Here is a 14224-nt window from a genome sequence, read left to right on the forward strand (position 1 = left end):
GCCATGAACCACCGAGTTTTTGCACTGGCCCTCGCCACCCTGGCCTCCATGAGCATGCAGGGCGCTGCGGCGCAGGGGCTGCGTCCTTCGGGGGCGTCGCCGTCCGGCAAGAGTGGCTTGTCGGCACCGTCTTCGCCCTCGGCACGCCCACCGGCGGCGCCGTCGATCACGCTGCCCGCGCCTGGCGCGGGCGCGGCGTCCCGCTCGGCCGACTTCATCGTGGCGGTGGTCAATTCCGAGCCCGTGACCAACTACGAAGTGCGTTCGCGCCTGGCGCGGGCCGAGGCCCAGCTGGCCAAGCAGGGCGGCGCCATGCCCCCGCGCGACCTGCTCGCGCGTGAGGTGCTGGAACGCATCATCGTGGAGAAGGTGCAGCTCCAGCAGGCGCGCGAATCCGGCATCAAGGTGGACGATATGGCGGTGGCGCAGGCCGAACAGGGCGTCGCCCGCCAGAACGACATGACCGTGGAGCAGCTGTATGCGCGCCTGGGCCGCGACGGCATGAGCCGCGAACGCTTCCGCGAAGAGCTGCGCAACCAGCTGCTGCAGCAACGCCTGCGCGAACGTGAGGTGGAGGCGCGGGTGAAGGTGACCGACCTGGACGTGGACCAGTACCTGCGCGAGGAGCAAAAAGGCACGGACCCCACCGCGATGGAAATCAACCTCGGCCATGTGCTGGTGCTGGTGCCTGAGAACGCCAGCCCCGTGCAGGTGGCCGAGCGCCAGGCCAGAGCCCAGCGCGCGGCCGACAAGGTGCGGGCCGGTGAAGACTTTGCCGCCGTGGCGCGCGAGTTTTCGGACGCCGCCGAGGGGCAGCGCGCGGGTGGCCTGCTGGGCCTGCGCCCGGCCGACCGCTACCCCGAGCTGTTCGTGAACTCCACGCTGGGCCTGCCCGTGGGCTCCATCGTGGGCCCCGTGCGGTCTCCGGCGGGCTTCCACGTGCTCAAGGTGGTGGAGCGGGTCACGGCGGGCATGCCCGCCACCGTGGTGCAGAACCACGCCCGCCACATCCTGCTGCGCACCGGCCCCCAGCTGTCCGAGACCGCCGCCGCCACCCGCCTGGCCGACTACCGCCGCCGCGTGCTCGCGGGCCAGGCCGACTTTGCGGCGCTGGCGCGCGAACATTCGCAGGATGGCAGCGCCAAGGACGGCGGCGACCTGGGCTGGGCCAGCCCGGGCCGCTATGTGCCCGAGTTTGAACAGGCCCTGGACACCCTCAAGCCCGGCGAGATCAGCGAGCCGCTGGTGTCGCGTTTTGGTGTGCACCTGGTCCAGCTGCTGGAGCGCCGCGAGGCCAAGCTCACCCAGCGCGAACAGCGCGAGATGGCGCGTGGTGCCGTGCGCGAGAAGAAACTCGACGAGGCCTACGCCACCTGGGCGCAGGAGCTGCGCGGGCGCGCGTATGTCGAGTACCGCGAGCCACCCCAGTAAACATCGGCAGCAGCATTGGCAGCAGCACACCCATCCCCCACTTCCGTGACAAGACAGGCAAGGCCGCGTTGAAACACATCCCCCGCAAGCGCTTCGGGCAGCATTTCCTGTCCGACCACGGCATCATCGACGGCATCGTCTCGGCCATCGCCCCGCAGCCGGGCCAGCCCATGGTCGAAATCGGGCCCGGCCTGGCGGCTCTGACCCAGCCCCTGGTGGAGCGCCTGGGGCGCCTCACCGTCATCGAACTGGACCGCGACCTGGCACTGCGCCTGCGACTGCATGGCCAGCTCGACGTGATTGAGTCCGATGTGCTCAAGGTGGATTTCACGGCCCTGGCGCAGACCCTGCGCGAGAAGGCTGGCCAGCCCGGGCTGCGGCTGCGTGTGGTGGGCAACCTGCCCTACAACATCTCCACGCCCATCCTGTTCCACCTGCTCGCGCATGTGCAGGTCATCGAAGACCAGCACTTCATGCTGCAAAAGGAGGTCATCGACCGCATGGTGGCCAGCCCCGCCACGGGCGACTACGGCCGCCTGTCGGTGATGCTGCAATGGCGCTACGCCATGGAGAACGTGCTTTTTGTGCCGCCCGAGAGCTTCGACCCGCCCCCGCGAGTGGACAGCGCCGTGGTGCGCATGGTGCCCCATGCCGAGCCCGCGCCGCTGTCGGTGCCCGTGCTGGAAGAACTGGTGCAGGTCGCCTTCAGCCAGCGCCGCAAGCTGCTGCGCCACACCCTGGGCCGCTGGCTGGAAGCCCGCCAGTTCGCTGGCACCTTCGACACCCAGCGCCGCGCCGAGGAAGTGCCCGTGGCCGAATACGTGGCACTGGCGCAGGATTTCTCTTAAATTGATAGCTATTAGCGCTTAATGGGCGCGCGCAAGGCGCCATTTTGGCTGTGGATACGATGGCGTCGTGCCTGCAGCTTCGGCGCCTCATTTCGCCACGACCCTGGCAACCGGCACGGCCCCAAGCCAGTGACACCGCGCAAGGGCCGCCCCGCCGCGCTGGTGTCGTCCCCCTTCCCGGCGAAGCCGAGAGAAGGGGGAAGCGGCGCAGCCGCTCAGGGGGATGTACCGAGTTATGCGGCGCTGAGCCAGTAACCGGCGTTGAAGGGGCTGCTCATGCGCAGCGCCATGGGGGAGACGTCCACGAGCTTGTCGGTCGGCATTTTCTCGGCGGATTCCGCGTGGATCTCGATGCCCTTGACTTCCTGGGCGCCGGTAGCCTCGTTCGCCCGTTCTGCTTGGCTGGTGGATGCAGAACGGGCTACAGAAAAGAATAGAAACACCGGAACGGGATCTTGCGGTCGCCCCAGTAGTCCGCCGCGTCGCGGAAGATGTCGAGCAGCTGCTCGCGGGCTTCCTTGTCGAACTTGGCCGTGGCGGGGATCTGCTCCAGCACCACGATGAACCCTGGCTGCGGGCCCGATTTGTGCAAGGGGTCCGTCATGCAGTCGTACAACGCGTCGAAGTTCTTGCCGAAATGCGACGGGAAGGTGAACTGGGCGGCAATCAGGTCCAGCACATCCTGCTTGGACTGCGCGTGGGCCAGGTTGGCATACAAGAAATGATGACCCATGGAGGTGGCCGCATCCTGCAGGTCCTGCACGCGGAAGGCGCGAATGGACTGCACGATGTTGGTGCGCACGCCACGCAGTGGCGTTTCCAGGTCTTTACGAAGTGGCGTCTGCATCTCCGCTACTCTTTCTTTAGAAAGTCCACAAACTTCTGGCTCTCCGCAGGGCTGCGGAATGCAGCCTGCGGGTGGGGGATTCAAGGGGGCGCGCTGACCGCTGCCAGCGTATCTCTGGCCTGCGTGCAGCGCAACGGGTGTCACTCGACGATTTCGCGAAAACTGGCGTAGTGATCGCTGGTGTAGTAGCAGGCATCCGGAACCCGGGGCTTGCCGCCACACACGATGCGCCGGGCTCCCCGGTTGCGCGATCCTGGTGTTCTGACGGTGTACTCACGGTAGTAGCCCCGCTTGTGGGCGGGCAACAGCCGCTCGCGGTTGCCGAAAACTGTTCCGTCCTTGTCATACGGAAAGGGCCCTCCTTCCCGGATCAGCGCATACGTGGCGCGCCCTTGGGGCGGCAACTCGGCCAATGCGATGGGGGGGATGGCGCCGCCGGTAGACGGGGCGTTTCGAGCGTGCCCCATTGCCGGGGACAACACGAACGCAACACCCAAAACACACAAAAACCCTGCTTTGCGCGCCCGGGTGGCTACAGCCTTCAACATCAACGAACCTTTCACACGACTTATGCAATTCGAGAACAGGCAGATCGCTTGTTCTTTGATAACGCGCTTCATGCCCCCTTGCTTGCATAAGTCCAGCGTCCAGAAACCTACGGGTTAACCCGAAATTTCGAGCCGCTAGTGTCGCTCAACGGCCCCCAAAAAGCAAGCGTCTGCACAAAGATTGGGCAGACGCTGAAGGGTTGGTTAAGTGCTTTAAGTTAGCACTTGCTACCGCTTTTTGACTTATCTCGACACGTTGGCATCGGCCACGGTCAAGGCTGTCATATTGACAATCCGGCGCACGGTGGCGCTGGGTGTCAGGATATGGACGGGCTTGGCCGCACCCAGCAGCACGGGGCCGATCGCAATGCCGCCACCGGCTGCGGTCTTGAGCAGGTTGTAGGCAATGTTGGCGGCATCAATGTTGGGGAACACCAGCAGATTGGCATCGCCCGTGAGTTCACTGCTGGGCATGAGGGCCGCGCGGGCCTTGCCGTCCAGCGCCACATCGCCATGCATTTCGCCGTCCACTTCCAGCCAGGGCGCCTGCTGGCGCAGCAGCTCCAGCGTCTGGCGCATCTTCACGGCGCTGGGGTGGTTGCTGGTGCCAAAGTTGGAGTGCGACAGCAGCGCGGCCTTGGGCTTGATGCCAAAACGCATCATTTCTTCGGCGGCCAGGGCAGTGATCTCCGCCAGCTCCTGCGGCGTGGGGTCGTAGTTGACGTGGGTGTCCACCAGGAACACCTGGCGGCCGGGCAGCATCAGGCCGTTCATGCAGGCGTACACCGGCACATCCTGCGCGGTGCTGTCGGCGCCGCCCGCGTGTTTGCCGATCACCTGGTCGATGTAGAGCAGGTGGTTGGCGGTGGTGCCCCAGGTACCGCAGATCAGGCCGTCCACCTCGCCCTTGTGCAGCATCATCGAACCGATCAGTGTCAGGCGGCGGCGCATTTCGATCTTGGCGACCTGCTGGGTGATGCCCTTGCGCTCCGTCATGCGGTGGTAGGTCTGCCAGAAGTCGTTGTAGCGGTGGTCGAAGTCGGTGTTGACCACGTCGTAGTCCACGCCTTCCTTCAGGCGCAGGCCAAACTTTTCGATGCGCTGGGCGATGATGGCGGGGCGGCCGATCAGCGTGGGGCGGGCGACTTTTTCGTCCACCACGATCTGTGCGGCGCGCAGCACGCGCTCCTCTTCACCTTCAGCATAGGCCACACGCTTCTTGGCGGCATTGCGGGCCGCGTCGAAGATGGGCTTCATCGTCGTCCCCGAGGCATACACAAAGGTCTGCAGCCGCTCGCGGTAGGCGTCCATGTCGGCGATGGGTCGCTGCGCCACGCCGCTGTCCATGGCCGCCTGGGCCACAGCGGGCGCGATCTTCATCATCAGGCGCGGGTCGAACGGCTTGGGGATCAGGTACTCGGGGCCGAAGGTGAGCTTCTCGCCCACATAGGCCGCAGCCACCACTTCGCTCTGCTCGGCCTGCGCCAGCTCGGCAATTGCGTGCACGGCGGCAATTTCCATCTCATCGGTGATGGTGGTGGCGCCGCAATCCAGCGCACCCCGGAAGATGTACGGGAAGCACAGCACGTTGTTCACTTGGTTCGGATAGTCCGACCGGCCCGTGGCCATGATGATGTCGCTGCGCACGCTGTGCGCCAGCTCGGGCGTGATCTCGGGGTTGGGGTTGGCCAGCGCGAAGATCACCGGGCGCTCGGCCATGGTGGCCACCATCTCGGGCTTGAGCACGTTGCCGGCCGACAGGCCCAGGAACACGTCGGCGCCGACCATCACCTCGGCCAGCTTGCGCGCGTCGGTCTTCTGCATGAACTGGCGCTTGTCGTCGTCCATCAGCTCTTCGCGGCCTTCATAGACCACGCCCGCCAAGTCGGTGACAAACACGTTCTTGCGCTGCACGCCCACCTTGAGCAGCAGGTTCAGGCAGGCCAGCGCCGCTGCACCCGCGCCGCTCGTCACGAGCTTCACGTCCTCGATCTTCTTGTTGGCCACCTTGAGCGCGTTCACGATGGCGGCCGCCACCGTGATGGCCGTGCCGTGCTGGTCGTCGTGGAAGACCGGGATCTTCATGCGCTTGCGCAGCTCGCGCTCCACATAGAAGCAGTCCGGGGCCTTGATGTCTTCGAGGTTCACAGCCCCAAAGGTCGGCTCCAGCGCAGCGATCACTTCCACCAGCTTGGCGGGGTCCTTCTCATCGATCTCGATGTCGAACACATCCACGCCCGCAAACTTCTTGAACAGAACGGCCTTGCCTTCCATCACCGGCTTGGAGGCCAGCGCGCCGATGTCACCCAGGCCCAGAACGGCCGTGCCATTGGAGATTACGGCCACCAGGTTGCCGCGCGCGGTGTAGCGGAAGGCGTTGGCCGGGTCCTTGACGATCTCTTCGCAGGGGGCAGCCACACCGGGCGAGTACGCCAGCGCGAGATCGTGCTGGTTGATCATCTGCTTGGTGGCCGCAATCGCCAGCTTGCCCGGCTTGGGAAACTCGTGGTATTCGAGAGCGGCACGGCGCAACTGGGCGCGTTTGTCGGAATGGCTGTTGTTGTTCTCGGCCGTGGTGTTCTCGGGCATTCAGTGTCTCCAGCGCAGTCAATCAGTCAGTCAGGATAGAAGCAAAAAACCGTGCCGCAGTGGGCTGCAGCGGGCTGTCAGCTTTGTAAGGGTCTGCGATTGTAGGGGGCGGGCGGTAAAAACCCTAGTAAGCGAATCTGCTTATGTGGGTGCAGGTGTTGTGACTTTCCTCACTCCACGTGGACACCTGCTTTGGATCTCCCTGGTTGAAGGATTGATCAATGCCGACATGTTGTATGTATGGGGCATGATTTTTCAGAGAAATAAAGAGTGACAACGGAGGGGGCATTGGTTAAAACCCATGGTCTCCACATTGTTAATCGATGGAGGCTGGGGCCTTGAGTGCCCCAACGCGATGCCTGCTGAACCCGCAGGAATGCTGAGTGCCCCTTTTTATGAAGAAACCAGAAACGGCCACCACCTGGTGGCTCACGGGCCTGCCGGGCGCCGGAAAAACCACCCTGGCACAGGCCTTGGCAGCAGCCTTGCGTGAGCGCGGAGAGCCCGCCTGCGTGATTGACGGCGACGAACTGCGCACGGGCCTGTGCAAAGACCTGGGATTTGACGAAGCCAGCCGTGCAGAGAACGTTCGCCGGGCGGCGCACATGGCCCAGCTGCTCAATGCCAACGCCATCCATGCGGTCGTTGCGATGGTTTCTCCTGCAGCACCAGCACGCGCGGCAGCGTACGCCACGATCGGCGTGGACCGCTGCAAGGAAGTCCACGTCAGCACTCCGCTGGAAGTTTGCGAAAAACGCGACCCCAAGGGCCTCTATGCACGGGCAAGGGCGAACCAGCTGACACAGATGACCGGTATACATGCGGGCTATGAGGCCCCGGGGTCTCCCGCGTTGCGCATAGACACCAGCCAGACCGACCTGCAAGTTGCCGTGCAGCAACTGCTCCGGGCCTAGGCATCCACGTTCACCCTCTACCAATTCATGACCCTCTTGGCCTCTCCCCGCTACCACTTCATCACAGGCCTGCCCCGCTCGGGCTCCACCCTGTTGTCAGCCCTGCTGCTGCAGAACCCCCGATTCCACGCGGGTATGACAAGCCCGGTCGGCGGTTTGTTCAAGGGCATGCTCAACCAACTGGGTGCGGGCAGCGAGTTTGGCCCCGTGGTCACCAAAGAGCAACGCAGGCGGCTGTCGCGGGGGCTGTTTGACAGCTACTACGCAGACCAGGTGGGCGAAAAAGAAGTCATCTTTGACACCAACCGCATGTGGAGCGCGCAAATGCCTGCCCTCATGGACCTCTTTCCGGGGGCCAAACTGATTGCCTGCGTGCGCAACGTGGCATGGGTGATGGACAGCATAGAACGCAGATACCGCGCCAACCCCTACGAGATCACCCGCCTGTTCAACGACGACACCGAGCGCAACACCGTCTACAGCCGTGTAGATACGCTTGCCCAGCGCAACCGCATGGTCGGCTACCCCTGGACAGCGCTCAAAGAAGCCTTCTACGGCGAACACGCCAGTTCACTGTTGTTGGTGGACTACGACCTGCTGGCGCAGGCGCCCCAAAAGGTGCTGCCCTTGATCTACCAGTTCTTGGGCGAGCCCGAGTACGCGCACAACTTTGAGCAGGTGAAATACGACGCCCCCGAGTTTGACGAAGCTCTGGGGTTGCACGGCTTGCACCAGGTGCGCCCGCAGGTGGGACTGCAGCGACGCGAGAGCATCCTGCCGCCAGACCTGTTCGAGCAATACAGCAAGCTGTCGTTCTGGCAGGACCAGGCCCATAGCAGGGCCAATGTGATCACGGCCAAACCCTCCGCTTCGACCGAGAATCATTGATTGCTTCGATATTGATAGCTAACTTTGCAATGCTGACAGGCGCAGAAGCCGAAATTTATTCCAAAAAATCATGACCACTGACCACACATCCGCCGCCCTCCCATCGCCTGCACAAGAGGTGCTCTTCATTGACAGCCGGGTGCCGGACTTGCAGGCCATCATGGCCGCCGCCCGGCCCGGAGTGAAGGTGGTCATCCTGGACCCCAGCGAAAGTGGCGTGGCGCAGATGGCCAAGGCACTGGAGGGGCTGCATGGCCTGGCGTCCATCAGTGTGGTGTCGCACGGAGACGAGGGGGTGCTGCTGCTGGGCAACGGCCCCCTGTTCAGCGGGAATCTTCAACAGTACGAAGCCGAGCTGAAGACGATTGGAGCTGCCCTCCATCCTGACGGCGACCTACTTTTGTACGGCTGTGACGTGGGGGCAGGCGATGTGGGTGCGCAGTTCCTGCGATCGTTGGCAGAAATGACAGGTGCCGATGTGGCGGCCTCAGACGACAGCACAGCAGGTGCTGTGCGCGGTGGTGACTGGGACTTGGAAGTTGCTACCGGTGAAGTGGCAAATAGCAGTGCATTGAACCTGCCGCAATTGGACACTTACGATCATCTGTTGGTGACCACCTCGGTGAACAACCTCGCTGATTTGAAGGCCGCTATTACCACGGGTGTTTCCGATAACGTCGACGACGTGATCACCCTCACCGGCAACATCACTTTCACCGGCTTCATCGACACCGTTTCCATCACCGTCACCGACGGCCACACCCTGCAGATCGTTGGCGGTGGCTTCACCATCGACGGGGCCAACAAGGCTCGGATTCTTGACGTGAACACCAGCGGCGCCAACTCCAAGGTCGCGCTGGATAACATCACCATCCGCAATGGCCTGATCGTCGGCAATGGTGGCAACGAGAGCATGCCCGCACCCGATAGCGTGGGGGCCGGTATCTACAACGCGGGCGTACTCACCATCACCAACAGCACCATTACCGGCAACAAGGCGTCCGGTGGCGGTGGTGGCGGTGGCGACTCCGGTGGCTACTACGGCGGCGGCGGCGGTGGCGGCGGTGGTTTTGGAACGACCTCTGGCGGCTCCGGCGGTACCAGTGTTGGCGCCGGCATTTCGCCCACGCCCGCTTCCGGCATCAACGGCGGCAATGGCGCGGGCGGTACCAGCTCCTTCGGGGGGCGTGGCGGCGGCGCGGCCGGCGGTGCGGGGGGCAGTTACAGCGGTGATGGCAACAACACCACCGGCTATACCGCAGGGGGCGGGGGTGGGACGGCCAACAACGGCAGCACCAGCATTGGTGGTGGCGGCGGCGGCGGCGGTGTTTCTGCCGTCGGCGGCAAGGGTGGCGCCGCTGCGGGGGGGATCTACAACACCAGCAGCGGCATCCTGACCATCGTCAACAGCAGCCTGACCAACAACTTGGGGGCTGGTGGTGGTGGTGGTGGCGGTGTCTCCGACTACGCGGCCACAGGTCCTGGCAATCGGGTAGGCAACGGCGGGGCGGGCGGTGCCGGGGTCGGTGCCATCTGGAACGCCGGCGGCACCGTGCGCACGGACAACACCAGCTTCAATACCCTGGCCAGCGGTAACGTCGGCGCGGGTGGCCTGGGGGGCAAGGCAGCCGGCGGCATGAACGTCAACGGTGCCGACGGCGCGTCCACCTCGACCATCTACACCACCAGTGGCGGCACCACGGTTACTAACTATGTTCCCCCTAGCCTGACCAGTGCCACCTACGACGCCAGCACCGGCACGCTTGTGGTCACCGGCGTTGCCATGAGCAACGGTGGCACCATCGACGTGAGCAAGCTGAGCCTTGCAGGCCAGGGCGGTAGCTACACCCTCACCAGCGCCAACGTCACCGCTTCGAGTGCCACCAGCTTCACGGTCACGCTCAACGCAGCAGACAAACTGGCCATCAACGGCATCCTGAACAGCAACGGAACGACGGCGGTAGACACCACCACCTTCAACCTGGCGGCAGCGGCCAATTGGGACGTTACGGCTTCAGCGGCGGCCGACCTGACGGGCAACGGCATCACCGTCAGCAACGTCACGGCCCCCACCATCACATCGGCCACCTACGACGGCGCCACTCACGTCTTCACCGTCACTGGCACCAACCTGGTCAAGACCGTCGGTGCGACCAACGACATCACGGTTTCCGCATTGACGATCACGGGCGAAGGCGGCGCTACACGCGTGCTGTCCACCACCGGCAATGTAGAAATCACCAGCGCCACCAGCTTCACCTTCACGCTGGCGGGTGCCGACATTGCTGCAGTCGATGCACTGCTCAACCAGAACGGCACCTCGTCTGCCAGCAGCTCAACCACCTACAACATCGCAGCGGCCGACGACTGGAACAGCGTGATCACCGGCGGCAACATCGCCGACCTCACGGGGAACGGCATCACCGTCGCCAATGCTGCGCCCAGCATCCTTTCCTCTACGTACGACGCTGCCACCGGAATTCTCTCCGTCACGGCAGCCAACATCGTTGGCGGCGACACCATCGACGTGAGCAAGCTTGCGCTGGCAGGCCAGGGCGGCAGCTACACCCTCACCAGCGCCAATGTCACCGCAGTCAGCGCTACGTCGTTCACGGTTACGCTGAATGCCGCCGACAAGCTGGCCATCAACGGCATCCTGAACAACAACGGCACGAGCGCGGTAGACACCACCACCTTCAACCTGGCGGCGACCGCCAGTTGGGATGCCAGCCGCACCAGCAGCGCAGACCTCACCGGCAACGGCGTGACGGTATCGAATGTTTCGGCTCCCACCATCACATCGGCCACCTATGACGGCGCCACCCACGTCTTCACCGTCACCGGCACCAACCTGGTCAAGACCACCGGTGCGACCAACGACGTCACGATTTCCACATTGACGATCACCGGCGAGGGTGGCGCTATGCGCACCCTGTCCACCACCGGCAATGTAGAAATCACCAGCGCCACCAGCTTCACCTTCACCCTGGCGGGCGCCGACATTGCTGCAGTTGATGCACTGCTCAACCAGAACGGCACCAGCTCGGCCGGTGCCACCACCTACAACCTGGCAGCGGCAGACGACTGGAACAGCGTGATCACCGGTGGCAACATTGCCGACCTCAGCGGCAACGGCATCACCGTCGCCAATGCTGCGCCCAGCATCCTTTCCTCTACGTACGACGCTGCCACCGGAATTCTCTCCGTCACGGCAGCCAACATCGTGGGCGGTGACACCATCGACGTGAGCAAGCTTGCGCTGGCAGGCCAGGGCGGCAGCTACACCCTCACCAGCGCCAACGTCACTGCCAGCAGCAGCACCGCCTTCACGGTCACGCTCAACGCAGCAGACCAACTGGCCGTCAACGGCATCCTGAACAACAACGGCACGAGCGCGGTAGACACCACCACCTTCAACCTGGCGGCGGCCGCCAGTTGGGATGCCAGCCGCACCAGCAGCGCAGACCTCACCGGCAACGGCGTGACGGTATCGAACGTCACGGCCCCCACCATCACCAGCGCCACCTACGATGCCAGCACCCACGTGCTGACCGTCACCGGCACCGGCCTGGTCCAGACCATCGGTGCCACCAACGACATCACCGTCAGCACGCTCACCATTGCAGGAGAAGGCGCAGCCACCCGCATCCTGAGCACCACAGGCAATGTGGAAGTGACCTCGGCCACCAGCTTCAGCGTCACCCTGACCGGCGCCGATCAGGCCGCCGTCGAAGCCCTGCTCAACAAGAACGGCACCACATCCACAGGCGGCAGCACCTACAACCTGGCAGCGGCGGACGACTGGAACAGCGTGGTCACGGGGGGCAACATTGCCGACGCCACCAGCGCACTCACCGTCAGCAACGTTGCAGTACCCGCCATCACCTCCGCCACCTACAACGCCAGCACCGGAGCGCTCGTCGTCACCGGCACCGGGTTCTCCAGCCGGGCGGGGGCCGTCAACGACATCGTTGCCAACAAATTCAGCCTGCAAGGCGAAGGCGGAGCCAGTTACGCACTGACCACCACGGCAGACGTGGAGATCACCTCCGCCACCAGCTTCACCCTGAGCCTGAGCGGGGCGGACAGACTGGGTGCCAACCTCCTCATGAACAAGAACGGCACTAGCTCCACCAGTGCCAACACCTACAACCTCATCGCCGCAGAGGACTGGAGCGCAGGTGCTGACGCTGCGGTGGTCATCGCTGACCCCACCGGCAACGGCATCACTGTCACCAATGTGGTCGCACCTACCGTCACCAGTGCTACCTACAACGTGGGTACCGGTGTGTTGGTCGTGACCGGCAGCAACTTCCTGACATTGAGCGGCGCAAACAACGACATCACTGCAAACCGTATCCGCTTCCTGGGACAAGGCGCGTTCAACTACACGCTGACCGACACGTCCAACGTGGACATCACGTCCAACACCAGCTTCACGCTCACCATGAGCGCTAATGACAAGGCAGCACTGGCTCTGCGCCTGAACAAGGACGGAACGTCATCCACCGACACCACGACCTACAACATCGGCATGCTGGAAGACTGGAACACCGGTGCAGCCGTCGCTGTGGTCATCGCCGACCTGTTTGGCAACGGCATCACAGTCAGTGGCAACGACCCCGATGCCCCCGTGTGGGCCTCGGCCAGCGTCAATGGCGCCAGCCTGGTGCTGACCTATACCGACGCCAGTGACCTGGATGCCATCAACGTGGCAGGCGCGGGCGCCTTCGCCGTGGTCGCCGGTGGAGTCGCCAACACCGTGACCGGCGTGGCAGTGAACGGTCCCGCCAAAACCGTGACCCTGACGTTGACGACGCCGGTGGGCTTTGCCGAAGTGGTCACTGTGGCGTATACCGACCCCACGGCAGGCAACGACGCCAACGCCATCCAGGATGCAGCAGGCAACGACGCTCCCAGCCTGGGTGTGACCCCTGTCACCAACACCACCCCCGACACCACGCCCCCGGTGGTGAACACAGCCACCGTTACTGCCAACCAGCTGGTCCTGAGCTACACCGAGGTGACCACGCTGGACGCAGTCAACACCGCAGCCAACGGCGCCTTTGTGGTAATGGCGGGAGGCTCAGCCAACGCGGTCACCGGCGTAGCAGTCAACGCAGCCGCCAAGACCGTCACCCTGACCCTTGCATTCGTTGTGGGAGCCGGCCAGATCGTCACCGTGGCCTATACCGACCCCACGGCAGGCAACGATATCAATGCCGTTCAGGATGCAGCAGGCAACGACGCCGTCAGCTTCGCAGCCCGGCCTGTGACCAACCTCACCCCGGCAGACCCTGATCCGACCCCGGTCCCTCCTACACCAACCCCGGTTCCTCCTACGCCCGGCGTGCCCGACAACGACGGCATCCCCGGCCCGGTGGAAGACCAGGCCCCCGGTATCCCCGGCCCGGGCGGCAACATTACCCCCGGAGACGGCAACGGAGACGGCATCAAGGACAGCGAGCAGCCCTCGGTAGGCTCCGTCGGCTTCGTGCTCAGCCCCACAGGCGAGAGCAACCCGGGCAATGCCCCACCCACCTTCACCACCCTGGTGGCCAGCAGCCAGAACGGCAAGGTGGGCAGCGGCAACGACAACTCCCGCATCACCAGCCTGACACAGAAAGACGCGCCAGCGGATGCACCGGCAGGGCTGCAGACCCCCATCGGGCTGGTCAGCAACGACAACTCCCGCATCACCAGCCTGACACAGAAAGACGCGCCAGCGGATGCACCGGCAGGGCTGCAGACCCCCATCGGGCTGGTCAGCTTCACGGTGGAGCTGGCACAGGGCAAGAGCAGCGAAAGCTTCAGCCTGTACCTGGACCCGGCACTGGGGGTCAACGGCTACTGGAAGCAGGACGCCAGCGGCACCTGGGTAAACCTGGCGAGCGAGCCCTATGGCGGCAAGGTGGTGATGGAAGGGGGGCGCACACGCCTGGACTTCCAGATCACGGACGGAGGGCAGTTCGACGCAGACGGCAAGGTGGATGGGATCATCACGGACCCGGGGGCGCCGGGGCACATGCCGCTGTCGATCGTGGGACTCGCTCCGGACATCGGGCACCATCCCTTCTGGTTCTGAGCGGCACCTGCATACCTGCTTCGCCCTATCTTCTGAGAGCTGACAACATGGCACTGAAACCACTCGTGACAACA

At 64.2% G+C, this 14224-nt stretch carries 9 protein-coding genes; 5 read left to right on the forward strand and 4 right to left on the reverse strand.

What is annotated here, in order from left to right; translation table 11 throughout:
* Window positions 1–3 precede the first annotated feature (3 nt).
* Both A1D30_RS14805 and rsmA read left to right on the forward strand, forming a co-directional pair.
* Window positions 4–1431, forward strand: coding sequence for a peptidylprolyl isomerase (locus A1D30_RS14805; protein WP_063461485.1), 1428 nt, complete (start codon window positions 4–6; stop codon window positions 1429–1431).
* Window positions 1432–1499: 68 nt separating this feature from the next.
* The gene (rsmA, locus tag A1D30_RS14810; protein ID WP_063461486.1) at window positions 1500–2279 is read left to right on the forward strand and encodes a 16S rRNA (adenine(1518)-N(6)/adenine(1519)-N(6))-dimethyltransferase RsmA; all 780 of its coding nucleotides are present in this window, start codon (window positions 1500–1502) and stop codon (window positions 2277–2279) included.
* Between the two features lie 233 nt (window positions 2280–2512).
* On the opposite strand, the gene A1D30_RS25535 is transcribed toward rsmA, so the two are convergent.
* From A1D30_RS25535 to A1D30_RS14825, 4 genes are all read right to left on the reverse strand, one after another.
* The gene (locus tag A1D30_RS25535; RefSeq protein ID WP_094289781.1) at window positions 2513–2722 is read right to left on the reverse strand and encodes a hypothetical protein; all 210 of its coding nucleotides are present in this window, start codon (window positions 2720–2722) and stop codon (window positions 2513–2515) included.
* Window positions 2701–3126 (reverse strand): barstar family protein, encoded by a 426-nt coding sequence (locus A1D30_RS14815; RefSeq protein ID WP_063461487.1) that lies wholly within the window; start codon window positions 3124–3126, stop codon window positions 2701–2703. Before A1D30_RS14815 ends, A1D30_RS25535 begins: the two co-directional genes overlap by 22 nt.
* A 140-nt stretch (window positions 3127–3266) precedes the next feature.
* Window positions 3267–3674, reverse strand: a complete 408-nt coding sequence (locus A1D30_RS14820; protein ID WP_063461578.1) for a ribonuclease — start codon at window positions 3672–3674, stop codon at window positions 3267–3269.
* Between the two features lie 243 nt (window positions 3675–3917).
* Window positions 3918–6263 carry an NADP-dependent malic enzyme gene (locus tag A1D30_RS14825; protein ID WP_063461488.1) on the reverse strand — a complete coding sequence of 782 codons (2346 nt, stop codon included), beginning with the start codon at window positions 6261–6263 and terminating at the stop codon, window positions 3918–3920.
* Between the two features lie 395 nt (window positions 6264–6658).
* On the opposite strand from A1D30_RS14825, the gene cysC reads away from it, so the two are divergent.
* The 3 genes from cysC (at window position 6659) to A1D30_RS26655 (ending at window position 14150) form a co-directional block, all read left to right on the forward strand.
* Window positions 6659–7177, forward strand: a complete 519-nt coding sequence (cysC, locus tag A1D30_RS14830) for an adenylyl-sulfate kinase (RefSeq protein ID WP_063461489.1) — start codon at window positions 6659–6661, stop codon at window positions 7175–7177.
* 27 nt (window positions 7178–7204) lie between these two features.
* Window positions 7205–8065 (forward strand): sulfotransferase, encoded by an 861-nt coding sequence (locus tag A1D30_RS14835; RefSeq protein WP_063461490.1) that lies wholly within the window; start codon window positions 7205–7207, stop codon window positions 8063–8065.
* Window positions 8066–8135: 70 nt separating this feature from the next.
* The gene (locus A1D30_RS26655) at window positions 8136–14150 is read left to right on the forward strand and encodes a DUF4347 domain-containing protein (RefSeq protein ID WP_063461491.1); all 6015 of its coding nucleotides are present in this window, start codon (window positions 8136–8138) and stop codon (window positions 14148–14150) included.
* The last annotated feature ends 74 nt before the right edge of the window (window positions 14151–14224 follow it).

The sequence above is a fragment of the Acidovorax sp. GW101-3H11 genome (assembly GCF_001633105.1).
Lineage (GTDB): Bacteria > Pseudomonadota > Gammaproteobacteria > Burkholderiales > Burkholderiaceae_C > Acidovorax.